This window comes from Thermodesulfomicrobium thermophilum DSM 16697 (genome assembly GCF_059568695.1).
Window position 1 is genome coordinate 1 of the sequence record NZ_JCANTW010000004.1, and the last position, 23,730, is coordinate 23,730.

The 23,730-nt window shown below is 61.0% G+C and carries 25 protein-coding genes and 4 tRNA genes; 6 read left to right on the forward strand and 23 right to left on the reverse strand.

From position 1 onward, the window contains the following. The 13 genes from tuf to BR00_RS00830 form a co-directional block, all read right to left on the reverse strand. A partial coding sequence (gene tuf, locus BR00_RS00770; RefSeq protein WP_496475721.1) for an elongation factor Tu occupies window positions 1–1,166 on the reverse strand: 1,166 nt, incomplete at its 3' end. A 118-nt stretch (window positions 1,167–1,284) separates the two neighbouring features. Continuing rightward, window positions 1,285–1,361 (reverse strand) — tRNA-Gly (locus BR00_RS00775). 52 nt (window positions 1,362–1,413) lie between these two features. Beyond that, window positions 1,414–1,499, reverse strand: a tRNA-Tyr gene (locus BR00_RS00780). Window positions 1,500–1,511: 12 nt separating this feature from the next. Continuing rightward, a tRNA-Thr gene (locus BR00_RS00785) sits at window positions 1,512–1,587 on the reverse strand. Between the two features lie 124 nt (window positions 1,588–1,711). Then, entirely contained in the window at window positions 1,712–2,644 is a 933-nt protein-coding gene (lpxC, locus tag BR00_RS00790) for a UDP-3-O-acyl-N-acetylglucosamine deacetylase (protein WP_496475722.1), read from the reverse strand. 116 nt (window positions 2,645–2,760) lie between these two features. Continuing rightward, the gene (gene prmC, locus BR00_RS00795; RefSeq protein WP_496475723.1) at window positions 2,761–3,594 is read right to left on the reverse strand and encodes a peptide chain release factor N(5)-glutamine methyltransferase; all 834 of its coding nucleotides are present in this window, start codon (window positions 3,592–3,594) and stop codon (window positions 2,761–2,763) included. A 9-nt stretch (window positions 3,595–3,603) separates the two neighbouring features. Further along, window positions 3,604–4,665, reverse strand: coding sequence for a peptide chain release factor 1 (prfA, locus tag BR00_RS00800; protein ID WP_496475724.1), 1,062 nt, complete (start codon window positions 4,663–4,665; stop codon window positions 3,604–3,606). 8 nt (window positions 4,666–4,673) lie between these two features. Next, complete coding sequence (gene rpmE / locus BR00_RS00805; protein ID WP_496475725.1) at window positions 4,674–4,883, reverse strand: 50S ribosomal protein L31; 210 nt, start codon at window positions 4,881–4,883, stop codon at window positions 4,674–4,676. Between the two features lie 101 nt (window positions 4,884–4,984). After that, window positions 4,985–5,635: a redox-sensing transcriptional repressor Rex gene (locus tag BR00_RS00810; protein WP_496475726.1), complete on the reverse strand. Its 651-nt coding sequence runs from the start codon at window positions 5,633–5,635 to the stop codon at window positions 4,985–4,987. 71 nt (window positions 5,636–5,706) lie between these two features. Further along, complete coding sequence (gene atpE / locus BR00_RS00815) at window positions 5,707–6,030, reverse strand: ATP synthase F0 subunit C (protein WP_281751172.1); 324 nt, start codon at window positions 6,028–6,030, stop codon at window positions 5,707–5,709. 55 nt (window positions 6,031–6,085) lie between these two features. Next, window positions 6,086–6,790: a F0F1 ATP synthase subunit A gene (gene atpB / locus BR00_RS00820; protein WP_496475727.1), complete on the reverse strand. Its 705-nt coding sequence runs from the start codon at window positions 6,788–6,790 to the stop codon at window positions 6,086–6,088. 3 nt (window positions 6,791–6,793) lie between these two features. Continuing rightward, window positions 6,794–7,198: an ATP synthase subunit I gene (locus BR00_RS00825; RefSeq protein ID WP_496475728.1), complete on the reverse strand. Its 405-nt coding sequence runs from the start codon at window positions 7,196–7,198 to the stop codon at window positions 6,794–6,796. Further along, on the reverse strand, window positions 7,182–7,427 hold the full coding sequence (locus BR00_RS00830; protein ID WP_496475729.1) for an AtpZ/AtpI family protein: 246 nt from the start codon (window positions 7,425–7,427) through the stop codon (window positions 7,182–7,184). The genes BR00_RS00825 and BR00_RS00830 overlap by 17 nt, the downstream gene beginning before the upstream one ends. 205 nt (window positions 7,428–7,632) lie before the next feature. Here BR00_RS00830 and BR00_RS00835 point away from each other — a divergent pair, with 205 nt between their 5' ends. Next, entirely contained in the window at window positions 7,633–10,083 is a 2,451-nt protein-coding gene (locus tag BR00_RS00835; protein WP_496475730.1) for a Lon protease family protein, read from the forward strand. A 4-nt stretch (window positions 10,084–10,087) separates the two neighbouring features. Here BR00_RS00835 and BR00_RS00840 read toward each other — a convergent pair whose 3' ends face one another. Beyond that, entirely contained in the window at window positions 10,088–11,365 is a 1,278-nt protein-coding gene (locus tag BR00_RS00840) for a TolC family protein (protein WP_496475731.1), read from the reverse strand. A 355-nt stretch (window positions 11,366–11,720) separates the two neighbouring features. On the opposite strand from BR00_RS00840, the gene BR00_RS00845 reads away from it, so the two are divergent. Both BR00_RS00845 and BR00_RS00850 read left to right on the forward strand, forming a co-directional pair. Next, window positions 11,721–11,796, forward strand: a tRNA-Phe gene (locus BR00_RS00845). A 240-nt stretch (window positions 11,797–12,036) separates the two neighbouring features. Further along, window positions 12,037–12,519, forward strand: a complete 483-nt coding sequence (locus tag BR00_RS00850; protein WP_496475732.1) for a hypothetical protein — start codon at window positions 12,037–12,039, stop codon at window positions 12,517–12,519. Here the strand turns inward: BR00_RS00850 and yjgA are convergent. The 5 genes from yjgA to BR00_RS00875 are packed head-to-tail and all read right to left on the reverse strand — an operon-like array spanning window position 12,439 to window position 16,290. Then, the gene (yjgA, locus tag BR00_RS00855; RefSeq protein ID WP_496475742.1) at window positions 12,439–12,762 is read right to left on the reverse strand and encodes a ribosome biogenesis factor YjgA; all 324 of its coding nucleotides are present in this window, start codon (window positions 12,760–12,762) and stop codon (window positions 12,439–12,441) included. The two genes, BR00_RS00850 and yjgA, sit on opposite strands and share 81 nt — an antisense overlap. Next, the gene (gene aat / locus BR00_RS00860) at window positions 12,752–13,459 is read right to left on the reverse strand and encodes a leucyl/phenylalanyl-tRNA--protein transferase (RefSeq protein WP_496475733.1); all 708 of its coding nucleotides are present in this window, start codon (window positions 13,457–13,459) and stop codon (window positions 12,752–12,754) included. Before aat ends, yjgA begins: the two co-directional genes overlap by 11 nt. Before the next feature lies 1 nt (window position 13,460). Beyond that, window positions 13,461–15,671, reverse strand: a complete 2,211-nt coding sequence (clpA, locus tag BR00_RS00865; RefSeq protein WP_496475743.1) for an ATP-dependent Clp protease ATP-binding subunit ClpA — start codon at window positions 15,669–15,671, stop codon at window positions 13,461–13,463. Between the two features lie 4 nt (window positions 15,672–15,675). Then, window positions 15,676–15,972: an ATP-dependent Clp protease adaptor ClpS gene (locus BR00_RS00870; RefSeq protein ID WP_496475744.1), complete on the reverse strand. Its 297-nt coding sequence runs from the start codon at window positions 15,970–15,972 to the stop codon at window positions 15,676–15,678. 15 nt (window positions 15,973–15,987) lie between these two features. Continuing rightward, window positions 15,988–16,290 carry a hypothetical protein gene (locus BR00_RS00875; RefSeq protein WP_496475734.1) on the reverse strand — a complete coding sequence of 101 codons (303 nt, stop codon included), beginning with the start codon at window positions 16,288–16,290 and terminating at the stop codon, window positions 15,988–15,990. A gap of 198 nt (window positions 16,291–16,488) precedes the next feature. On the opposite strand from BR00_RS00875, the gene BR00_RS00880 reads away from it, so the two are divergent. Then, window positions 16,489–18,195, forward strand: a complete 1,707-nt coding sequence (locus BR00_RS00880) for an FAD-dependent oxidoreductase (RefSeq protein ID WP_496475735.1) — start codon at window positions 16,489–16,491, stop codon at window positions 18,193–18,195. Window positions 18,196–18,300: 105 nt separating this feature from the next. Next, window positions 18,301–19,401, forward strand: coding sequence for an HDOD domain-containing protein (locus BR00_RS00885; protein WP_496475736.1), 1,101 nt, complete (start codon window positions 18,301–18,303; stop codon window positions 19,399–19,401). 22 nt (window positions 19,402–19,423) lie between these two features. Here the strand turns inward: BR00_RS00885 and BR00_RS00890 are convergent, their stop codons facing one another. From BR00_RS00890 to arsB, 4 genes are all read right to left on the reverse strand, one after another. Continuing rightward, the gene (locus tag BR00_RS00890; protein ID WP_496475737.1) at window positions 19,424–19,936 is read right to left on the reverse strand and encodes a cyclic nucleotide-binding domain-containing protein; all 513 of its coding nucleotides are present in this window, start codon (window positions 19,934–19,936) and stop codon (window positions 19,424–19,426) included. Window positions 19,937–19,947: 11 nt separating this feature from the next. Further along, entirely contained in the window at window positions 19,948–21,099 is a 1,152-nt protein-coding gene (locus tag BR00_RS00895; protein WP_496475738.1) for a potassium channel family protein, read from the reverse strand. A gap of 119 nt (window positions 21,100–21,218) precedes the next feature. After that, window positions 21,219–21,644 carry an arsenate reductase ArsC gene (locus tag BR00_RS00900; protein WP_496475739.1) on the reverse strand — a complete coding sequence of 142 codons (426 nt, stop codon included), beginning with the start codon at window positions 21,642–21,644 and terminating at the stop codon, window positions 21,219–21,221. Window positions 21,645–21,653: 9 nt separating this feature from the next. Continuing rightward, on the reverse strand, window positions 21,654–22,742 hold the full coding sequence (gene arsB, locus BR00_RS00905) for an ACR3 family arsenite efflux transporter (RefSeq protein ID WP_496475740.1): 1,089 nt from the start codon (window positions 22,740–22,742) through the stop codon (window positions 21,654–21,656). 192 nt (window positions 22,743–22,934) lie between these two features. Here arsB and BR00_RS00910 point away from each other — a divergent pair, with 192 nt between their 5' ends. Then, window positions 22,935–23,369 carry a universal stress protein gene (locus BR00_RS00910; RefSeq protein WP_496475741.1) on the forward strand — a complete coding sequence of 145 codons (435 nt, stop codon included), beginning with the start codon at window positions 22,935–22,937 and terminating at the stop codon, window positions 23,367–23,369. Window positions 23,370–23,730 lie beyond the last annotated feature (361 nt).

Consider the following 23,730-nt stretch of genomic DNA (forward strand, 5'->3'; position numbering starts at 1 on the left):
GCGCCCACGGTACGACCACCCTCGCGGATGGCGAAACGCAGACCCTTCTCCATGGCCACAGGATTGATGAGCTGCACGTGGAACGTGGTGTTGTCGCCCGGCATCACCATCTCCACGCCCTCGTTGAGGGTCACCACTCCCGTCACGTCCGTGGTGCGGAAGTAGAACTGCGGACGGTACCCCGAGAAGAACGGCGTATGACGGCCGCCCTCTTCCTTGCTCAAGACGTACACCTCGGCCACAAACTTGGTGTGCGGCGTGATGGATCCCGGCTTGGCCAACACCTGGCCACGCTCCACCTCGTCTCGCTTCACACCGCGCAGCAGCGCACCGATGTTGTCCCCAGCCTGACCTTCGTCAAGCAACTTGCGGAACATCTCCACGCCCGTGCACGTGGTCTTGCGGGTCTCACGGAAACCCACAATCTCCACTTCATCGCCCACCTTGATGACGCCGCGCTCCACACGACCGGTCACCACCGTGCCACGGCCCGAGATGGAGAACACGTCCTCAATGGGCATCAAAAACGGCTTGTCGATCTCACGCACCGGATCCGGAATGTAGCTGTCGCACGCGTCCAGCAGCTCCAAAATAGGCTTGGCATCCGGAGAATCCACGGACTCGCACTCCAAAGCCTTCAGCGCCGAACCGCGAATCACCGGCACGTCGTCCCCAGGGAACTCGTACTTGGTCAAAAGCTCGCGCACCTCCATCTCCACCAGCTCGATGAGCTCCTCGTCGTCCACAAGGTCCACCTTGTTGAGGAACACCACCAGGTAGGGCACGCCCACCTGACGAGCCAGAAGAATATGCTCCCGCGTCTGCGGCATGGGACCATCCGTGGCCGCAACCACGATGATGGCGCCGTCCATCTGCGCCGCACCCGTGATCATGTTCTTGATGTAGTCCGCATGACCAGGGCAGTCCACGTGGGCGTAGTGGCGCTTCTCGGTCTCGTATTCCACGTGCGCCGTCGCAATGGTGATGCCACGCTCCTTCTCTTCCGGGGCCTTGTCGATCTGATCAAAACCCACATACTGGCCCTGGCCGCGCAAGCTCGCAATCTTCGTGATCGCTGCCGTCAGCGTCGTCTTCCCATGGTCAATGTGCCCAATGGTGCCAATGTTGACGTGCGGCTTCTTCCGTTCAAATTTCTGCTTCGCCATAATCTTTGCCCCCTCTCAAAAAAAAAACAGAATATATATCCCTGGATATTACACTGCATGGGCTACGCTGCAGGATTACGAAATTTTCGAGCGGACGGGCTGCATGAAGAAAAACAAGTGGAGCGGGAAATGGGACTCGAACCCACAACCCTCAGCTTGGAAGGCTGATGCTCTAGCCACTTGAGCTACTCCCGCCCGGCGATTCTTCGTAGTCAAACAACAGCTCGAAACTGTCTCCTACTGCGTATGGTGGAGGGGGGAGGATTCGAACCTCCGAAGGCATCCGCCGACAGATTTACAGTCTGTTCCCTTTGGCCACTCGGGAACCCCTCCATCTCTACTCCCTGGAGCTGGCGATGGGACTCGAACCCGCAACCTGCTGATTACAAATCAGCTGCTCTGCCAGTTGAGCTACGCCAGCCCTCGGAGAAGGCCGCTTGTAGTGACTTCCCATGTGCTTGGCAAGCTTTTTTTGCTTGCCTCGTGCATTTTGTCCAAAAAAAATCCGGGGCGCCCGCCCCGGACAGACACACACCTCGCACGAGCTAGACCACAACCCCCGAAGGACCCAAGGTCCAGGGAGCAGGCATCGGCTGCGCAGGGGCGCATCTACGGCGGTCCTCGGTCTCACTGAGTTCCAAATACTCCTCGGCATGGGCAAAAAGCCAACGCAAAAAACGGTTATTCGCCTCATGCCCGGAGCGCTCCACCACGAAGCGCCCGCGCAGCTGGTACGGCGCCACGGCCATGTCCCCCAAGAAGTCGAGGATCTTATGTCTCACCATCTCGTCCTCAAAGCGCAACCCTTCTGGATTGAGAACTCCGGCGTCTCCGAACACCACCGCGTTGGCCAGCGACCCTCCGCGGGCCAAACCAGCCGCCCGCAACCGCTCCACATCCTGCGCAAAGCCAAAAGTCCGCGCCGGAGCGATCTCCCGCAAAAAAGACTGCGGGGTGGCATCAAAGCAGTACGACTGCGCCCCCACACTGGGGTGCGCAAAACGGATACGGTACTCAATGCGCAACCCAGGATAGGGATAGGCACGAATGGAGCGGTCCCCGTCTGCGAAGGCCACAGGACGACAAATGCGCGCCACCCGTCGCGGCACATCCAGCTGCCGCACACCAGCGGCCTCGATGAGTCGAGCAAAACGCAGGGCGCTCCCATCCATGATGGGGATCTCCCCGCCATGGACTTCCACCAAGGCATTGTCCACTTCCATCCCTGCCAGCGCGGCCAAGAGGTGCTCCACAGTCGCCACCCGCGCCTGCGCAGAGCCGACCGTGGTAGCCAGCACCGTCGCCACGACATTGTCCGGCCGCGGCGCCACGATCACTCGCCCCGAAGGGCTGGAGAGCGAAAAACGGATCCCTGAGCCTTCCGGGGCTGGACGCACCACGATTTCCACGCGCTCACCGCTATGGAGCCCTACGCCTGCACACCGGAACGGAGAAAGGAGTGTTGTTTCTCGTTGCATGGTCTTTATTCTTGCATCAACCATGCCATAATTCAACTATGTAAAATTACCGCTTTTTTAAGGACACTCTTCCCGATGCCCGCATGCCCTTGTTGCCAAAAAACGCCGCATTGTCGTCAAAAAACAACAATCACATACCGCGGCAGGCCCGCAAGATCCGGCTCCACCCATGCTCGCTGCGCCCGTCCTGGGACAAGAGCCAACGCCGCCTCGGCGTGGGAGGCGTCCACCTCGCACACCACAAGCGCGCCCGGAGGCATCCCCTCAAGCTGAGGCAGCAGCCGCCGGTATGCATCAAGTCCATCCGGCCCGGCGAAAAGCGCGGTGTGCGGCTCGAAGAGCAGCACTTCTCGGGACAGTTCCCGGCCCTGGGGCACGTAGGGCAAATTGGCCACCAGGACTGCACAGCGTGCAAGGTTCACCCCGCTCACCAGATCCATCCGCGCCAGGCGCACGCGCCCCTCCAAACGATGACGCCGCACGTTGCCGGCAGCGACCTGCAGCGCTGCGGCAGACGTATCCGTGCCCAGCACCCGCGCCTGTGGGAGCACCGTGGCCACAGCCACGGCCAGGGCCCCGCTGCCGGTACCCACATCCACCACGCAGCCAGTAAAGCCCGGAGACACATGCCGGCGCACCACGTCCACGATACCTTCGGTTTCCGGCCGTGGAATCAACACCGCAGGCGACACCGACAGGGCGAGGCCGTAAAATTCCTTTTCCCCCACCAGATAGGCCACGGGCTCCCCGCGCAAGCGCCGCGCGGCCAAGGCCGCCATGGACGCCTCCGCCACGGCATGCGCGGCCTGCGCGCGATCTACGAGCAGGCGCATGCGGTCCACGCCGAGCACGTGGGCCAAAAGGACTTGCGCCGAAAGCCGCGGCGAATCCACCCCGGCTTCCATGAATCGACCTTCCCAATAGGCCAGGATCTCTGCGATGCGGGCCATGCGGGAGGATTAGAGTTCTTTGAGGGCTTCTGTCTGATAGTGCTGGATCAAGGCATCGATGATGGGGTCGAGCCCGCCGTCCATCACCTGATCGAGGCTATACAAGGTGAGATTGATGCGGTGGTCGGTCACCCGACCCTGGGGGAAGTTGTACGTGCGGATACGCTCGGACCGATCGCCGGAGCCCACCTGCGCCTTGCGGGTTTCATCATAGGCGCGCTTGGATTCTTCCTGAGCGGCCTGGAGCAGCCGCGAACGAAGCACCTTGAGGGCCTTGGCCTTGTTCTTGTGCTGCGACTTCTCGTCCTGGCACGACACCACGATACCGGTGGGCAAATGGGTGATGCGAATGGCCGAGTCCGTGGTGTTCACCGATTGCCCTCCCGGTCCGGAAGAACGGAAGACATCGACACGGATGTCATTGGGGTCGATGTGCACGTCCACTTCCTCGGCTTCCGGCAAAATGGCCACCGTCACCGCCGAGGTGTGAATGCGCCCCTGACTCTCCGTGGCAGGAACGCGCTGCACCCGGTGTGCGCCGGACTCGTATTTGAGACGGCTGTACACCCGGTCCCCGGCAATGGAGGCAATGATTTCCTTGAATCCGCCGGTGCCGGTCTCGCTGGCGCTCACCACTTCCACGCGCCACCCTTGGGATTCCGCAAACCGGCTGTACATGCGAAAAAGGTCTGCAGCAAAAAGCGCCGCCTCCTCGCCCCCGGTGCCCGCACGGATCTCCAGGATGATATTCTTCTCATCCAATGGATCCTTGGGCAAAAGCAGAATCTTTAAGCGGCTCAGACTGTGCTCGAGCTGCGCCTCCAGCGCCGTCACCTCTTCCGCCGCCAACGCCGAAAGCTCGGGGTCCGGATCTTTGGCCATCTCCCGCGCTTCGGCAAGCTGACTTTGGGCGGTGCGATACGCCTCGTACTCGGCAACAATCTCTGCGAGCTCCGCATGACGTTTGGCGAGCTTTCTGTACCGCTCCGGGTCGGCCACCACATCCGGGGCGCTGAGCTCCCGCTCCAGATCCCGAAAAGTGGCGACCAACGACTCGATCTTGTGAATCATGCCCGAGGCTATTTCTTGATGTTCGCGTATTTTTTCCGGAAACGATCAATGCGGCCTGCAGAGTCCACAAAGCGCTGCTCACCCGTAAAGAACGGATGACAATGCGCACAAATTTCGACGTTCATCTGCTCGCCGGCCACAGACTTGGTCTGGAATTCATAGCCACAGGCACAACGCACCGTGGTGTCGTACAGCCGGGGATGGATATCCTTTTTCATGATAAAAATACCTCCTCAAAATAAAAGAGGGTGAGCGCATAGCCCAGAGACGAAGAGAACGCAAGTCCCAAAACACACCCCAGGCACGGCGACTGCCGGAGCTACGGTTGGGCTTTGGCCTCGCCGAGAGTGATGGAAAAAGCAACGGAAAAGAGATGATGCACGAAGTCCACGTACTCCACGGCCACCGTGTCCGGGACTTCGATACGCGCCGGGGCGAAATTGACGATACCCTTGACCCCGGCCTCTACGAGATAATTGGCCGCCCGCTGCGCCCGTTCCGGAGGCGTCGTGATGATGCCGATCTCAATGCCGAGTTCCGCCACCTTCTCTTTCAGACGCCGGGAGCAAACGACCTCCAGGCCGGCGATTTCCTCGCCGATCTTGAAGGGATCACAGTCGAAGGCCCCCACCAAGATAAATCCCCGCCGCCGAAATATGCCGTGGCGCAAAAGGGCGCGGCCAAGGTTGCCGACCCCCACGAGGGCCACATTCCAGGTACGGTCAATGCCCAAGGATTTTTTGATGGACGCCAAGAGATCGGCCACGCGGTAGCCGACCCCGCGCACGCCGAATTCACCAAAATACGCCAAATCTTTGCGAATCTGCGAAGAGTTGACCCCGCATGCCTGCGCCAGGCCTTCGGAGGAGATCACGTCCTGACCCGCCTGCAACAGCGACTCCAACACCTGCACATACACGGCAAGGCGCTGGATAGTGGCACGCGGAATATGGTCACTTTTGAGATGCATAGGACAGGACGAAAAAATGTCTCAGGACAAAACGGGGAGGCATGACACCTCCCCGTTTTGCGGACAGCGTATTAGCCAACGAAGGGGTTGGCGAAGAGCAGGATGAGGTTCACCACCAGGGCGTAAATGGCCAGAGACTCGATCATGGCCAGACCGATGAGCATGGTCACGGTGATCTTACCAGAGGCCTCGGGGTTGCGGGCGGTGCCTTCGCAAGCAGCCTTCAGGCCCAGGCCCTGAGCGATACCGCAGCCAGCGGCGGCGATAGCCATGCCGAAAGCGGTGGCCATAGCGATGTTGGAAGCCAGAGCCGGATCCGCACCAGCGGCGAAGGCGGAAGAGGCCACGAACAGCAGCGCCACAGTGGAGAGCAGAGACAGAATTCCTTTACGCATGATCAAAAACCTCCATGAAGATAATGTTACGGTCAAAAGACCAATTCCCCACAAATTAGTGTGCTTCTTCAAACGCGCCCTTCAGATAGAGCATGGACAACATGAAGAATACGAAGGCCTGAATGACGTCAGCCAGCATGAACAGGAAATACATGGGCACCGTCGAAACCACCGGCGCGAGAATGAAGAGCAGCGCCAGCACGATATCCTCACCGCGAATGTTTCCAAAAAGACGCAGCGAGAGCGAAAGCATGCGGGCAAAGTGTCCGATGACCTCAATGGGGAACATCAAGGGGGCCATCCAGATCATAGGACCAGTAAAATGTTTGATATAATGCAGTCCATGAAGCTTGAATCCCCAGTACTGATAATAGACGAACACGAACACCGCCATGGACGCCGTGGTGTTGATATTGGCGGTGGGCGCATCGCCGCCGGGGATCAAGCCGCCGACGTTGCTGCACAAAATGTAGATGAACAGCGTCGCCAGCACAGGGAACACCTTGCGGCCATCTTCTCCCATATTGGCCACGACGAAATTCTCAAGAGACCCGATGAGAAACTCAAAAAAGTTCTGCAGCCCTCGCGGCACCAAGGAGAGATTCTTGGTCGCCAGGAGGGACAAGGTGATGAGTACGGCCATAAACGTCCAGGAATACAGGACATGGGTCGGAATGAGGGCATGCCCATGGGCATCCACCAAGCCGATGGCCTTGACCGCCTCCTCCACGAGAAAAATGGGATGCAATCCTCCAGCCATGCTTCAAGCCTCCTTAGATGTTCTCCCCAGAAAATGAACAATTCCCCAAAGCAAAATATTCACGATCACTGTGCCGAGTCCCATGAGCACCATGGCGACGGACGCATGCCACAGGATCAAGACGACATACAGCGCAACCGCCGTGAGGATGAGGCGCGCATAAAACCCCACGAGCAGCGACAGCACCGCACCCCGACGGAGAAACACCAACTCCTGAATGAACCGCGCCAGGGCAAGGAAATTGAGGGTCCCCAGCACGGCACCGATGCAGAAGTCCCGCCCCCAGCCGCCCAAGGGCAACAGCATCAGCGCGACCGCCGCCACTGCCAGCTGCAGGGCGACCATACGGCGGACTTCCGGGACGAAATACCCCCACCGGTAGAGCATGGACTCAATGGCGTGCAGCATCCTTCTCCTTGCGCTGAATGCGCTGCATCTCCCGAAACATATTCCGATATCCCGCGATGATGCCAAAAATCAGAAAAACGACCAGCAGCCACGGCCTGGTGCCCAGCCATTTGTCGAGGTAGTACCCCATGACCAGCCCCACGATGACCCCGGACACCAAATGGATGCCCATCACCGAGGCCATACCCAACAGCTCGAAAAAGTCGTTCTTCTTTTTCCCAAAGAACATGAGCACCACCCTGCGGGAACCGCGGTCTTGTGCAACAAATCACAAATCGGAGCCCCGGCTAGCACAAGCCCCAGCGGCCGTCAATGAAAGTTTTGTTTTCCGAAAGAAGACACCGTTTTTTGACAGCGCCCCAAAAAAGTCTTTATAAACAAAGAAGTAATAAATGTTCTTGCCGGGAGGCACAAGCCATTTTATGCGACAGTCCATGCCAACACTGCCTTCCATCAAACGCTGTCTTCTCCGTCATCGGGAACTGGGCTTCTCCACCAACACCAGGCGCGTGCTGCGCACGTGGCGGCCAGGCCAGCCCCCGCATCCCGAAGACCTCTTTCAAGCCCGGGCGCTGCGCGCCTTGGAGCGAGGGACCAGCATCCCGGACAAGGAATACAACATCTACGTCGCCGGCTCTCCGGGGCTGGGGCGCACCTATCTCGTGGAGCGCTTCGTGCAGGAACGCGCCCGCAAGGAACCGACGCCGCCCGATCTCGTATACGTCCATAATTTCACAGATCCGGACCGTCCCCTGCTCCTGTCGTTGCCCGCCGGTCACGGCCGCATCCTCAAGGACATGCTCCAGCGGGCCATGCGTCGCCTGCGCCGCGACCTGCCGCGGCACTTCGAAAAGGCAAGTTATCAGCGATCCCAAAGCAAGCTCCTTGCCCAACTGGCATCCGCCCGGGAAGATCTCATGGGCAAGATGGAGGAGACGGCGGGCCGTCACGGCTTCAGCCTCGCCATCGACGGCACCGGGGGCATTTCGCTGACTCCCCTGGTGGAAGGCAAGGTCCTTACCTCGGAGGAGTACGACCGTCTCGATGCGCCGCGCAAAAAAGACATCAAGGCCCAAAGCAGCGCCGTGCTCACCGCCATTTCCGACCTCACCCGCCAGGTGAATCGCTGCGAACAGGAGTTCCGCATCCAAGAGCAACGCCTGGAAGCCGCCCACGGGGCAAGCCTCGTGGACCGTCTGCTGGCGCCCGTGCGCCGCAAATTCGCGCAGCACAAGGCCGTGCTTACCCACCTCGACCAACTGCGCGAAGACATCTTGGAAAACCTCGATCGTTACCAGGGGCGACCAGAGCACGAGCCCAAAACTCCGCAAGAGCCGTCGCCGGAGGCGTACCTCGACTCCTTTTTCCAGCGCTACGAAGTCAATCTCTTCGTGGACAATGCCGAGACCCAGGGCGCCCCGGTGGTCCAGGAGATCAATCCCTCCTTTGCCAATCTCCTCGGCTGCATCGAGCGCGAGACCGAATGGGGATCCCTCTACACGGACTTCACGCTCATCCGCCCCGGAGCCATCCACAAAGCAAACGGCGGTTATCTCATCTTGCGCGTGGACGACCTCATGGGCCATCCCCTGGCCTGGGAAGGTTTGCTGCGCTGCCTGCGCACCCAACTCTCTCGGCTCGAAGACCCCAGCGATCACTTCGACAGTCTGCGCACCCACAGCATCTCGCCGGCGCCGGTGCCGCTGCGCGTCAAGGTCATCCTCATCGGTGACGACGAGACCTACGAAATCCTTTACGCCAACGACGAGCGCTTCCGCAAACTCTTCAAAATCAAGGCGCACATCCAAGAAACCGTGGACCGTGACGCAGCGTCCATCCAGGCCTATGCCCACACGCTCGACACCATGCTTCGGCACGAGCGGCGGCGGCCATTCACCAAGGACGCCTACGCCGCCCTCATCGACCACGCCACGCGCCTGGCCGAAGACCGCACGCGCCTGGCGCTGGCCTTCGCCCTCCAGCGGGAAGTCATGATCGAGGCAGAAGCCGTGGCCCGCGCGCGCAACGTGCGCGTCGTGGACGCGGAGATCATCCGCGAAACCCTGCGCGAGCGCGACTACCGCAATGGTCTCTACCACGAAGAGTTCCTGCGCGACTACGACCGCCGCATCATCAAGGTGCGCACCCACGGCCGCGAAGTAGGCGTGGCCAACGGCCTTTCCGTGACCCAAATCGGCGAGTACGTCATGGGCCTGCCCCACCAGATCTCCTGCACTGTGGGCGTTGGCCACGGCGGAATCATGGATCTGGAACGGGAGGCGGAGCTCGGCGGCCCCATCCACACCAAGGGGATGATGATCCTCAAGAGCTACTTCTACAATCGCTTTGCCCAAGACAAGCCCATCGTGCTTTCGGGCAGTATCTGTTTTGAACAGAGCTACGCCGAGGTGGATGGCGACTCCGCCTCCGGCGCGGAGCTGGCGGCCCTGCTCTCGGCCATCTCCGGCGTTCCCATCCGGCTCGATCTCGCCTTCACCGGCGCCATCTCCCAAAGCGGCGCCATCATGGCCGTGGGCGGGGTGGCCGCCAAGGTAGAAGGATTTTTCGAGGTCTGCCGCCGCCACGGCCTCTCCGGGACCCAAGGGGTCATCGTGCCGCGGGACAACGTGGACAACCTGGTCCTCAAGGACGAAGTGCTCGAGGCCATCCGCGCAGGCAGCTTCCACATCTACGCGGTCTCCTGCATCGAAGAAGCCATGGAGATCCTCACGGGCATGCGCGCCGGCGTGCGCTGCAAAAACGGCCGGTTCTCCCCGGGCTCTCTCTTTGCCCAGGTGGACGAACGCCTCTCCGAACTCGCCTGCCTGGCAGAGCGCACCCAGCCGCGCCGCAAAAGCCGCCGGAGCGAGACGGCGCGCGAATAATCCCCTACGGGGTGGACGGACGGCCCTCGCCCATGGCGGCCAAGAGTCGCGCCACGGCCAAGCGGTGGTCGGCCAAGGCCTGGATCACCCGGGTTTCGGCCTCGGTGCGGGCGGCCTGAGCGTCAAGCACATCCGTATTGGTACCCACCTGGGCCTCGTAGCGGGCCTGGGCCATGCGCAAACTCTCCTTGGCGGCGGCCAAGCCGTCCTGGGCGGTCTTCAACCGTTTGGAGGCCTCGGCGATCTGTAGATAGCGCTGCCGCACCTCATATTGGACCTCCAGGCGCAAGGCTTCGTACTCCTGGGCCAGGCGGCGCACGTTTTTCTCCGCCTGCTGGGCCGTAAAATAGGTCTGCCCCCAGTCGAAGATCTTCCATCGCACCCCTGCCTGAGCCTGCCAGGCGCTCGGGGTGTGGTAGGTGTCGCCGGACACCGAGGGGTCATCGCCGGAGCGCTGGTATTCGAAGCGGGCGCTCACCTGGGGATACAAAGGCGACGCAGCCAGACGCGCCTCCTGTCGAGCCGTGTCCACCGCAAGCTGGGCGATGCGGATATCCGGCCGCTGCGCCAACGCGGCGTCCAAACACGCCTCCAAGCTCCGCGAAAACGGCTGAAAATCGAGCTCTCCCAAAAACTCCACCGGCGCCTTGGCCGCCAGAAGCGTCTCCAGACGCGCCTGCGCCACGGCCACGGCATTGTCCGCTGCCACCACCGCCTGCTCCGCCCGGCTCACTTCCACCTGCGCCTGGAGCACATCCAGTTTCGGCCGCAGCCCGGTCTCAAAAAAGGCCTGATTGCGGCGAAGGTGCGCCCGCAGGCGCTCCAGGCTGTCTTCCGCCGCCTTGCGGCTTGCCCGGGCCTGCAACAGGCCGAGAAACGCCTCCCGGATGGCAAGGGCGAGCTGCTCGCGGGCATACTCCAGGCGCGAACCGAGTTCCACTTCCTGCAGCTTGGCCTTTTCCAAGGCCGAAAGCAGGGCGAAGCCCGTAAAGAGGGGCTGATCCACCCGCAGGGTCAATTGCCAATTGTCCCGCGTGCCTGCCGGGTAGCCCAAAAGTTGCGGCGCCTCGTCCAGGCGGTTGTACCCGTATTCCACGCTCACCGCAGGCCCAAAGGCGCCGCGCGCGGTGCGCACGCCCAAGGCCGCACCGTCCAGGGCTTCCCGCACCGCTTGAATGGACGGATGCGCCGCCAGACCGGCCCGCACCGCCTCCTCCATATCCATACCCCAGGCCGCAGCACTCCACAGCACCAGCGCCACCGCCCACGTGATCTTACGCATACTCCCTCCTCAAAAACGCATCTCGCCCCGCCCTAGGCCAAGAATCACCCCAAAGCAACACAAGCCCAGCCTTGAAATTCCCGAAGACTCCCGCTAGCGGACTCCAAATTCGATTTCCAAAGGAGGTGCGTATGTTTTCCGGTCTCATCCTGGCTTTGGCCCTCAGTGCCCTTGGCGTCATCATCTACTTCATCCATTTGGAGCACGGCCCCAAAGAGCACGAGCATCACCACTAGTCCGATGCGCGCTCCGAAGCGGAGGGCCGCCAGCCGCAAGCCCACACCACTTTTTTCGAACATCCCGAAAAAAAAGACTTGCCAAACGCAGCTCCCTCTTCTAAAGGAGCTCTCGCTTCGCCGGGGTAGCTCAGTCGGTAGAGCAGGGGACTGAAAATCCCCGTGTCGGCAGTTCAATTCTGTCCCCCGGCACCACCAGCACGTATCCCTCATGGCTTTCGCCATGGGGGATTTTTAGTGTACAAAGCCCCGCGCTTTCCACCCGTACGCGGCGAACGGCGCCGCATCTCCAAAAATACGGCCCCTCGGCGGCGCCTTTCTTGGCACACAAGAACCGTCGGTACTCACTTCGCGGACCAAAGGCCCTCGAGCGAACCGATTGCCCTGCCCCCCCGAGACATGCTAGGGGATACCGCCAATACTCAAGGAGGCCCTATGGAGATTATCCGCCACGATCCCCCCTCGCTCCCCTGTCCCCGGGGGCGCACCGCACAGATCACCATCAAGAGCTTCAAGGGACGCAAAAACGTCGATGTCCACCTGTTTCGCCCCTTCTGGGACGAAGGGGAAGATGCCGACTGGCTGTGGGAAGAGCTCGTGGAGCCCGGAGACGACGACGCCATGGAGCAAACCCGGGAGGTGATCCTGGAAACCTTCACCCCCGAAGAACTTGAGGCACTTGTCCACTACATCGCGGAACGCTACGGCGAACGGCTCACCGCCATCCGCACCGGCGCGCTGCCGTTTCCGCTTCCGCCCGGCATCCGGGCCCTGCGCTCCATGCCCGAGGGCAAAGACATCGGCCGCATTCGGCTGGAACAGGTCCCCGGCTACCAATTACCCTTCCCGGTGCACGGACTCTACGACCTCGCCCAGCACGAGCCCATGGAGATCCCCGACATCCAGGATCCGGAGTAAACGGGCCACCACATCGGCGTCGAGCCTGCGCATGACGACCCCGATATACTGCATTTGCCGGCGGCGCGCCTCCCGGGAACGCATGCCGTGGCATGCCACGACGGCGTCTTCCAATTCCTCGGGGAGCGCGAGCTGTCGAAGCGCGGCAGGCGAGAGCGCCACCAGGCGTTCTCCCAAGCGCTGCAGGGCCTCCACCGCCCGTTTGCGCTGCGTGCGGCTCGGACGCGGCGCGTCATGATGCACAGACAATCGTACCTCCTTCCAGCCGCCACCGCCCCTGCTGGGTCGGCAGATGCACTGCGGCCTCCAGGCGGCGGGCGAACTCTTCCCGCGACACCTCAAACCCGCCCAGACGCACCATGTGCGGCGTGGTCTGCTGGCAATCGATGAGTTGGTAGCCCGAGCGGGCCAAAGCCCAGGCCAGGGTGACAAAGCCGACCTTGGACGCCTCGGGTTCCACGTGAAACATAGACTCCCCGAAAAAGACCGCGCCCAAGGCCACGCCGTACAGTCCGCCCACCAGGCGCCCATGGCGCCACACCTCCACACTATGAGCAAACCCGAGCTCGTGCAAACGCCGATAGGCCGCCTCCATGGCCGGCACAATCCAAGTCCCCAGCCCTCCAGGCCGGGGGACGGAGGCGCACCAGCCAATCACTGCGGGAAAATCCGTATCCAGGGTGACGGTAAAACGGCCTTGACGCAGTACCCGGGCAAGGCGCCGAGGCACGTGGACGCGACCCGGCTCGATGATGAGCCGCGGATGGGGACTCCACCACAAAATCGGGAGCCCATCACCATACCACGGAAAGATCCCCTGCCGGTACGCGGCCAAAAGCCGCGCCGGGGAGAGGTCGCCCCCCACGGCAAGAAGCCCGTCGTCCTCGGCACTGGCAGGAGACGGGAATGGTGCTCCCGGCAGGAGAAACGCGACGGCCATATTACCGATCGTACTGAAACGAGAGGCGGTCGCCGTCCACATCCACAGTCACGACCCCACCCCCGGCCAAGGGACCAAAGAGGATGGCATCGGCCAAGGGATCTTTGATCTCCTTTTGCAGCAGCCGCCCCAGGGGCCGGGCTCCAAACGCGGGATCGAAGCCACGCTGGGCAAGCCAGGCGCGAGCAGCATCGGTCAGCGCCACGCGAACCTTTTTGGGGGCGAGTTGGGCGGCGAGCTCGGCCATGAGCTTGTCCACGATGCGCTCCATGACCTCCTGCGAGAGCCCATGGAACGGGACAACGGCATCCAAACGGTTGCGGAACTCCGGACTAAAGAGCCGCTCCACGGCCTGCATACCCCGGTGGGTGCGCTCGTCCTCCCCTGCCGAGGCGAACCCGATGACCGCGCTTTGCATCTCCCGGGCGCCGGCGTTGGAGGTCATGAGCAGCACCACGTTGCGGAAATCCGCCTTGCGACCGGAGGTGTCCGTGAGGGTGGCGTGGTCCATGACCTGCAAGAGGATGTTGAACATATCCTCATGCGCCTTTTCGATCTCGTCGAGGAGGAGCACGCAATGGGGATTCTTGCGCACCGCATCGATGAGAAGGCCGCCCTGTTCAAACCCCACATAGCCCGGAGGGGCGCCGATGAGCCGGGCCACGGCGTGCTTTTCCATGTATTCGCTCATGTCGAAGCGCAGAAGCGGCACGCCCAAGGCCTCTGCCAGCCGGCGGGCGAGCTCGGTTTTGCCTACGCCGGTGGGGCCGATGCACAAAAACGAGCCCACGGGCCGCTCCTGAGGACCGAGCCCGGCGCGGGAACGTTTGATGGCCTGCACCACAACATCCACGGCCTCGTCCTGCCCAAAGACCTGCTGTCGCAGCCGGGCGTCCAGGCGCGCCAGCCGCTCGCGGTCCGAAGACTCCAGGCGCTCGCTGGGGATGCGCGCCATGCGCGCCACGATCCGCTCCACATCCGCCCGGGTGACCGTTCGCCGCCTGCCTCCGGAAAGGGCAAAGGCCGCGCCCGCTTCATCGAGGACATCGATGGCCTTGTCCGGCAAAAACCGCTCCGTGATGTGCCGGGCGGAAAGCTCCGCCGCGGCGCGGATGGCGGAGGGCTGGTAACGCACCCCATGATGGGCCTCGTAGCGCTCCCGCAGGCCCAACAGGATCTTTTCGGTATCCGCCACGCTGGGCTCGAGAATCTCCACCTTCTGAAACCGTCGCGAAAGGGCCCGGTCCTTTTCGAAGTGGTTCTTGTACTCCTCGTAGGTGGTGGTGCCGATGCAGCGGATCTCACCCGAGGCGAGCACCGGCTTCAAGATGTTGGAGGCGTCCAGCGTCCCGCTGCTGGTGGCGCCTGCGCCGACGATGGTGTGGATCTCGTCCACGCACAAAATGGCGCCCGGAATATTCTGGAGTTCCGTCACCACGCCCTTGAGCCGGGCCTCGAAATCTCCCCGATACTTGGTGCCCGCCACCAGCGCGCCCATGTCCAGGGCAAAAAGGCGCACCTCCCGAAACATGGTCGGCACCTCACCCTGGGCGATGCGCAGGGCAAGGCCTTCCACCACCGCCGTCTTCCCGACCCCGGGATCGCCCACGAACACCGGATTGTTCTTCTTGCGCCGGGCAAGGATGCGCAGGGTCCGCTCGATCTCGACGTCCCGACCGATCAGGGGGTCGATGCGGCCCTCCCGGGCCCTACGCACCAGATCCACCGTGTATTTTTCCAAAAACGTCGGCTGCGGGGCGTCGCTTCCCCGCGTGGCGGTTTCTTCTTCCGGCTGCACGTGGGAAATGTATTCCAGCACGGCAAGCCGGGTCAGCCCCTGGGATTTGAGAAAATACACCGCAAAGGTATCTTCTTCCTCCAGCATGGAGGCGAGAAAATCTCCTGGACGAATATGCTGCTTTCCTGCAGATTGAATATGGAGCACGGCGCGCTGCATGGTCCGCTGCACACTGGCTGTCTGGACGATCTCATACTCCGGACGCAGCGCGATTTCCATGTGCTCCAAAAAGAATCGATGCAGCTGCTCCTCAAGCCGAGTGATATCGATTCCACACCCTTCGAGGATACTTTTTCCGTATTCGTCTTTGATGTATCCGTATAAAAGATGCTCGAGAGTCAAAAATTCATGCTGCCGTATCTTGACTTCACGAACCGCCTTGGCAACGATACGTTCCAATTCCGGACTCAGCATCATGTCACACCTCCTCCATGGAGGCTCGAAGAGGAAAAGAATTCTTGCGCGCCAAAGAGTGCACAAGCTGCACTTTTGTTTCCGCTATCTCTGCAGTATAGACGCCACATTCCCCGATGCCTTCCTTATGGACACGCATCATGATGGCATAGGCCTCAGCCTCGGTTTTGCCAAACACGGACTGCAACACATGCACTACGAATTCCATCGTGGTGTAGTCGTCGTTGTGGAGCAGCACTCGATACCAGCGGGGTTCTTGGAGCTCTTCTTCCTGCTGGGTGTCCTGAGTGGGCAGCGTCACCGGATCGATCACGGTTTACTCCTCCCCGTCGAATTCCTCGAGCCATTGGCCGAGCGCAGCGATGACCTGACGCGCCTGCTTCGAAGACGAAAAGGTGAACTTGGATTGGGGCAAAAACCGTCCGCCCCGCTTCTGGTAGCGTACCAGCCGAAATTTCACCGGCCCCCAGGTCTCTCCGTCCCGCGCCAGCTCCTGAAAAGCAAACACGATAGTGGTCCACGCCCCGCGGGAGAGCACCTCTTTGCGCAGCTGCCGCACCCGCTGCACGCCGTGCTCGTCCCACCAATCGAGGGTAATGGCATCAATGGTTTCTTCCATGGGATACTCCTTGTTTTTCCACAATGCGGTCAAAACATAAGAACGATGCCCCCTACGGTCAAAGGGAAAAGCCGCGAAAAATCTGGACACATCCAGTCCGCATAAAATATTCTCGCCAGACACTACCCTTGGCCGCACTTTTCGGGTACACGACAGGGCGTTCGTTGTCGGCAACCAAACCACAAGGAGAAGAACCTCATGAACGTCGTGGTCATCGGCGGCGTGGCCCTCGGCCCCAAAGTGGCCTGCCGCGTCAAACGCGTAACCCCCGAAGCCAACGTCACCCTCGTGGATGCAAACGCATTGATCTCTTACGGAGGCTGCGGGATCCCGTACTACGTCTCCGGCGACGTCTCCGACCACACCCAACTGCAAGAAACCAGCTTCCACATGGTCCGGGACGTGGAGTTCTTCCGCTCCTGCAAGGGTTTTACCGTCCGCACCCAAACCCGAGCTCTGGCCATCGACCGCAAGACCAAAACCGTGCGCGTCCAAGGCCCTGACGGACGCGAAGAGGACTTGCCCTATGACAAGCTCGTCCTCGCCACGGGCAGCACCCCCCGCGTCCTGCCCATCCCCGGCCGGGATCTTCCGGGCGTGTACACGGTTTCCGATCTGGAGGCCGCCATCCAGATCAAAGAGGCCGTAGCCAGCGGCAACGTGAGTTCCGCCGTCATCGTCGGCGCGGGCTTCATCGGCCTGGAAATGGCCGAGGCCTTGGCGGACATGTGGGGCATCGAGACCGCGGTGGTGGAAGTCATGGACCAGGTGCTCCCTGGATTCATCAGCCCCACCTTGGCGCGCATCGCGCAGCACCACATGGAAGAGAAAGGCGTCGCCGTCTATACCGGGGAAAAAGTCCTGGCCATGGAAGGCGACGGCCGGGTGACGCGGGTGCGCACCGACAAGCACGAACTGGCCGCAGACCTGGTGATCCTTGCCGTAGGGGTCGTGCCCAATGACGAGCTGGCCCGCCAAGCGGGCCTCACCTGCCATGAGCGCGGCGGCATCATCGTGTCCAAGACCATGCAAACCTCGGATCCGGACATCTACGCCGGCGGCGACTGCGTGGTGGTGGAAAACCTCGTCACCGGCAAGCCTGGATACTATCCGCTGGGCTCCCTCGCCAACCGCCAGGGTCGGGTCATCGGCACCAATGTGGCCGGAGGCCGGGAGACCTTCGACGGCGCGGTCGGCTCCTTCATCCTCAAGCTCTTCGACTACGCCTTTGCCGGCACCGGCCTGTCCCTCCCTATGGCCCGACGCGAAGGCTTCGACGCCCAAAGCACCCAGGTGGCGCAATTCGACCACGCCCACTTCTTCCCCAAAAAGGACATGGTGACCCTGGAGATCGTCTTCGAACGCGGCACGGGCCGGATTTTGGGAATCCAAGGGGCCTGCGCCAACGGCGACTCCCTCAAGGCCCGCATCGACGCCGTGGCCGCCATCCTCAAATTCCGCCCCACCCTGGCGGACATCAGCAACCTGGAAGTCACCTACGCGCCCCCCTACGCCGCAGCCATGGACGTTCTCAATATGGCAGCCAACGCCGCAGACAACATTCTCCATGGCCGCTGCGATCCCATCTCGCCAGAGGACTTCATGCAGCTTTGGCAGAACCGCGAACAAGAGAACATCCTCTGCATCGACTGCCGGGAATGGGGGAACGCCGAACCATATGTGACCAAGCACCCTGAGTTCTGGAAAAACATCCCCCAGGGGCAGTTACGCGACCGCCTTGCCGAGGTGCCTCAGGACAAGAAAGTACTCCTCATCTGCAACACGGGTGGACGTTCCTACGAAGCGCAGCGCATCCTCCACGCGGCAGGACGTAGGGACACCCTCGACGTGCCCGGAGGCATGGGGCTCCTCCGACAATGTGGATTCGACCCCGCAGCAGAATGAACACCATGCGGCCCTTCGGGGCCGCTTCATTTTGATGCTATTGACACCTCCGCGGCCCCAACGTAGCTCAAGATATCCTCGAAATCCCTTGCTCAAGGAGCCGCCATGGGCATCTTCCTCCTGACCACAGGCACCCTTGTCGCCGGACTTCTCTTCTGGTGGATATTCCGGCCCGCCATGAGGACTCGGCCATCCTTTTCCTCAGAAGAGGCCCCATTTCCCCAAATCGCCCCGACTTCTGTCGACCCGGCTCACGAAACCCTCGCCCGGATCATTCACCACCTCTACAGCGGGAAGCGGCCTGCGGCGCACCTCGACCGCGACGCGACCCACGAACCGCTCTCAACCACCGCACACACCGCCATCCAGCACCTCGCACAGCATTTCCAGCGTCTCTCCGGGCTCCAAACCTCGCTTGCACCCTTCCACGACCCCAACGTCCGCATGCAGGACATCGCTGGCATGGTCGCCCACGACCCTGCCCTTTCCGCGCGCGTGCTCCATACCGCCAACTCCCCGCTTTTTCGCACCATTTCCACCATTAAATCCGTGCACACCGCAGTGACCATCCTAGGACTCGCCAATATCAAAAACCTCGTGGCCTACGGCCTCCTGCCCCAGGATCTCTACCGGAGCGAGCACCACCAGCGCCTCTTCCAATCAGTCTGGAAACACATGGCGACCACCGCCGCCATCACTGCGGCCATTGCCAAGGCACTACCGCGCTTGGACGGAGGCATGCTCTCCACCGCAGCGCTCATGCATGATATCGGAAAACTCCTCCTCATCCCGCTGTGCCAGGCGAAAACCGCCCCCGATTATCCCAGAACTCCCTCTGAAGAAGCACAGATTTTCGCGACAACCCACATCCACGCGGCAAAAATTTTGAATGAAAACATCCAGCTCGACAGCGATTTAATAAATCTCATCCTCTTCCACCACCATCCTGGATGGGCGCATGCAAGCGAATTCAAATGGAAAGAAGAACTCATTCAATGCCTTTCCATCATTTTTGCCGCAAATCAGATGGCGCATTGCATTCAACGCAATGGAACATGGAATTATACTGCAGAAAAATTAGAGACATTCCACGATTCTTGTCACACAGTGCTGCCCCAAGAGCAGCTCTCCCGCATCGTGCTGGAGCCAACATTCCAGCGCCACGTCACCTCCCACATCCAAGCCATGCTTGCGGGATTGTACTGATTCCAGGGGGAGAAGGCAGCATCTAGCGCGCGAGACGATCCAAAGCGAGGGCGAGGGCGGTCGTCAGCTTGATCACCTCACGGTTGGTCCGCCGCACCGTGCCTGCAAGACGTTCGGCCACGGCCAAGAGCAGACGAAAGGCGACGGCGGGACTGCGTCGACCAAGGTCCAAAAAATGCTCTCGGTCTGTAGCCAAAAATCGTGCATCCTCTTCCACGAACACCGTGGCGGAGCGCACGTCACGATCGATGAGGGCGATCTCGCCGATGAGAGGAAACTGCGATCCATCGAGCACGGCCAAGACCTTACGCGGATTTTCCACAGCCAGAGCCGGCAAGGCGACACTTCCCACGAGCATGGATTTACTGATGCGCACCCGACCTTGGGTCAGGATATACATCTCCGTGCCCACCTCCCCTTCGGTGACGAGGTTTCTGCCTGCCGGCACTTCCACCGGCCAGAAAACCTCCTGGAGTTCCAGAAGCTCCGATGCAGCGAGGTCCCGAAAGAGGGGAATGCGACTCCAATCGTCCATAGGGTTTCCCGCTAGTTCGGGGGATGCAAGAACACCACTGCGTCAAAGCTGTCGAGGAACAGGGCGTCTTCAGGGTTGGTCAGCACTTGCGGACCGGCCATCCCCAGGGCCGTCTTTTGGCCGGAAGAATGAAAGAGCTCGAGGATGAATTGATCCAGGGCCGAAGTCTCGTCCAGGATATTTTCCAAACAGAGCGAGCGCCCCACGCGGCACAGCGCCACCGGGAGCTCCCCGCGGCGCCGGGCCGAAGCGAAAAACTCGCCCCAGGTCATGGTCTTTTCTTCCGCGCTCAGCCTCCGGCAGGCGAGCAAGGAATCCCCACCCACCCCGATCATCTGCTCCAAGACCGTGCCCATGGCGGCATGAGCCCCCATGATGCCCAGGATGCGGGTCTCCAGTTCCCCACGCACCAACACATGATCCACACCGGCACGCATCAAATTTTTCCGGCCCTCGGGGGTCATGGCCTCGGCATACAGGGGAACGGACGGCGCCAGCTCCCGCACGGCCAAGGCCGCGCAGAGCGTCTGCTGGTCGGCCTCCGCCGCGGGGATATCGTCCCGGGCAAGGAGATACACCAGCTTGGCCCACGCAGGCCGGGCCTTATGCACGATCCCTTCATGCACCGGGTTGCCATAGACGAAATGGAGGCCCTCGCCCAAGCCCATTTGGAAGGCAATGGCCTCACGCTCCTCTTGCGGCAGGGAGGTGACGATAACCACCTCGGATCTCCCCCGTCCCACCACATGGCTTGCCTGCAAGGCCCCGAGGAGATCCAAACCAAAGGCGTTCCACCCCATCAGCACCACATGCTGATTCACATCCACAGCAAGCAACCCCTTCCGCTTCCGAGAGCGGTAGTCCATGAAAGAAGACGCGAGCTGCCCGGTCACCACGCTCAGCACGCCCACACCGCCGACCATCACCACGGCAGCCATGACGCGGCCGCCCACCGTGGTCGGGACCACATCGCCATACCCTACCGTGGACAACGTCACGATGGCCCACCACAAGGCATCGGCCAAAGAAAGCCGCGACGGGCCTTCCAGAAGGTACAGGCCTACAGTGGCCAGCAGCACCACGGCCAGCAAGCCCGCGAGCATCCGCGCCACGGTCCAGCCGCGCCGCCAACCTGCCCAGCATATCTCCGTCCACCCGCCCATGGGCCTTCCTTGTCACCATTTCTTTTCATCTCCTATGACGAAAAAACCCCGCCTCCGCAAGCACCAAAAGCGTTTGGTGCTCCGCAGAGCGGGGCAAAAGGGACCGTGAGCAAGAACTGCTAGGCGGACGCGCCGATTTCCGCGGGCAACCGCTCCACAAACCGACGGATTTCCTCCCGCACCCGGCGATACACGCCAAGGATCTCGGCCTCGTCCATATCCGGGGTCACCATCCGCGGCGGGTCGTCAAATCCCCGGTGCATGCGCCGTGTGGCTCCTGGAAAGAACGGGCAGTTCTCCTGGGCGTGGCTGCACAAGGTAATGACCACGTCGAACTCCTGCACCGGGAGTTCGTCTGTGGTTTTGGAAAAAAGCCTTGAAGTATCCAGTCCGGCTTCCTTGAGGACCCGCATGGCCCACGGATTGAGCCCATGCTTCTCCACACCCGCAGAGTAGGCCTCCAGATGCGGGTGCAACGCACGGGTCCACGCCTCGGCCATCTGGCTGCGGCACGAATTGCCGGTACACAAGAACAGGATACGCATGGGACCTCCTTAGGGCTTGCACGTCACGTGGCAGACCCCCGTGGGTGTTTGCACCGCGTAAGGAAAATACCGCTTCTTGAGCCACAAGGCCACATTGACCAGGCTGATGAGCACCGGCACTTCCACCAAGGGCCCGATAACCGCGGCGAAGGCCTCCCCAGAGTTGATGCCGAACACCGCGATGGCCACCGCGATGGCCAGCTCAAAGTTGTTGGACGCTGCGGTAAAGCTCAAGGTCACGGTCTGTTCATAGGTCGCCCCTACCTTCATGGACAAGAAAAAAGAGACCACGAACATGACGAGGAAATATACCGAGAGCGGAATCGCCACGCGAATAACGTCCATAGGCAAGGCAACGATGTATTCGCCTTTGAAGGAGAACATGACCACAATGGTGAAGAGCAGAAAGATGAGCGTGAGGGGACTGATGCGGGGCAAAACAACGCTCTCCAGCCACGACCGCCCTTTCCAGGCAATGGCGCCGTACCGGGTTATCAGCCCCATGATAAAGGGAATTCCAAGATAAATGAAGACGCTTTTGGCGATCTCGGCCATGGAGACATCCACAGCCATGCCCCCAAACCCCAACACCTCGGGCAAGACGGAGATGAAGATATAGGCATACACCGAGAAAAAGAGGACTTGAAACACAGAGTTGAACGCCACGAGTCCAGCGCAATACTCACGGTCGCCGCTGGCAAGATCGTTCCACACAATGACCATGGCGATACAGCGGGCAAGGCCGATAAGGATCAAGCCCACCATATACTCATGATATCCCGACAAGAACACTATGGCCAAGGCGAACATGAGAAGCGGCCCGATAATCCAGTTTTGCACCAAGGACAGGGTGAGGACCTTGGTGTTCCGGAACACCTGCCCCAATTGCTCGTAGCGTACTTTGGCCAAGGGTGGATACATCATCAGGATGAGTCCAATGGCGATGGGAATGTTGGTGGTTCCCACTTGCAGAGCCTGCACCACGTCCTTCACCGCAGGCACCCCGTAGCCCAGACCGACGCCCACAAACATGGCGAGAAAGATCCATACGGTCAAAAACCGATCCAGAACCGAAAGACGCTGGCTGACGCCGCTCATAATACCTCCTTACGGATGTTAATTTGGCAGTCCAGCCAAATATCTGCACCGCGCCCAACCCGCCTGTCAAGAGATCCGAGCACGGAAGTCCGACTTGTGCGCCATGGCCAAAAAATAAAATTCCTCTTTACCCCAATGCCGCATCCCCGTTAAGGAGGGGGCATTCTCCAACCGCAACCCCTGGAGGGCATCATGTTCCGCACCATTCTTTATCCCGTGGACCTCTCGGACGACGACGCCAAGGTCACCCAACTGGTGGCCGAACTCGCCCGCACCTTCGACGCCCGCATCATTACCTTGTATGTGGCACCGTCCATGATCCAGTATGAAATCTTCGACCTCCCCACGGCGTCCATTCCGCAACTCGTGGGAGACATCGTCAGCGGCGCCGAAAAAGTCATGGCGGAATTCGTGCAGAAACACTTTGCCGGCTTCACGGCCGAAGGGATGGTAGTGAGCGGCGACGCGGCCGAAGAAATCGTCCGTCAAGCCGAGGCCCGCGGAGCGGACCTCATCGTCATGGCCACCCATGGCCGCAAAGGCCTCAACCGACTCCTTTTTGGCTCGGTGGCGGAAAAAGTCATCAAAGCCGCGCCCATGCCGGTACTCACGGTGCGTCCCCAATAAGGACGGAACCTCGCCGCGGCGTGTAAACAGCCAATGAAAATGTCACCTTTTTGGGACGGTTTGGGACAATAAAAATGTCATGGTTTCCACCAATGGTTGTTGTTCCCCTACCAAGTCCCCGGAGTTGTCTCCTGGGGGTTATGAATCGCCCTCGCTATGGGTTCACGAGGGTGAAGATACCAGTGCCATGAGGATTCTGCCGCAGGGGAGGTCTGCTCCCGTTCCTGGGCCCCTCTTGCCAACGATTTTTCCTCAGAAGCCGGTTCTTCCGAAGATTTTCCCGTGACAACGGGGACAAGGACAAAGGCCTCTCCGTCCGCCAGCGCCATGAGCTCGTCATCAAGCTTTTCGACCACGGTGA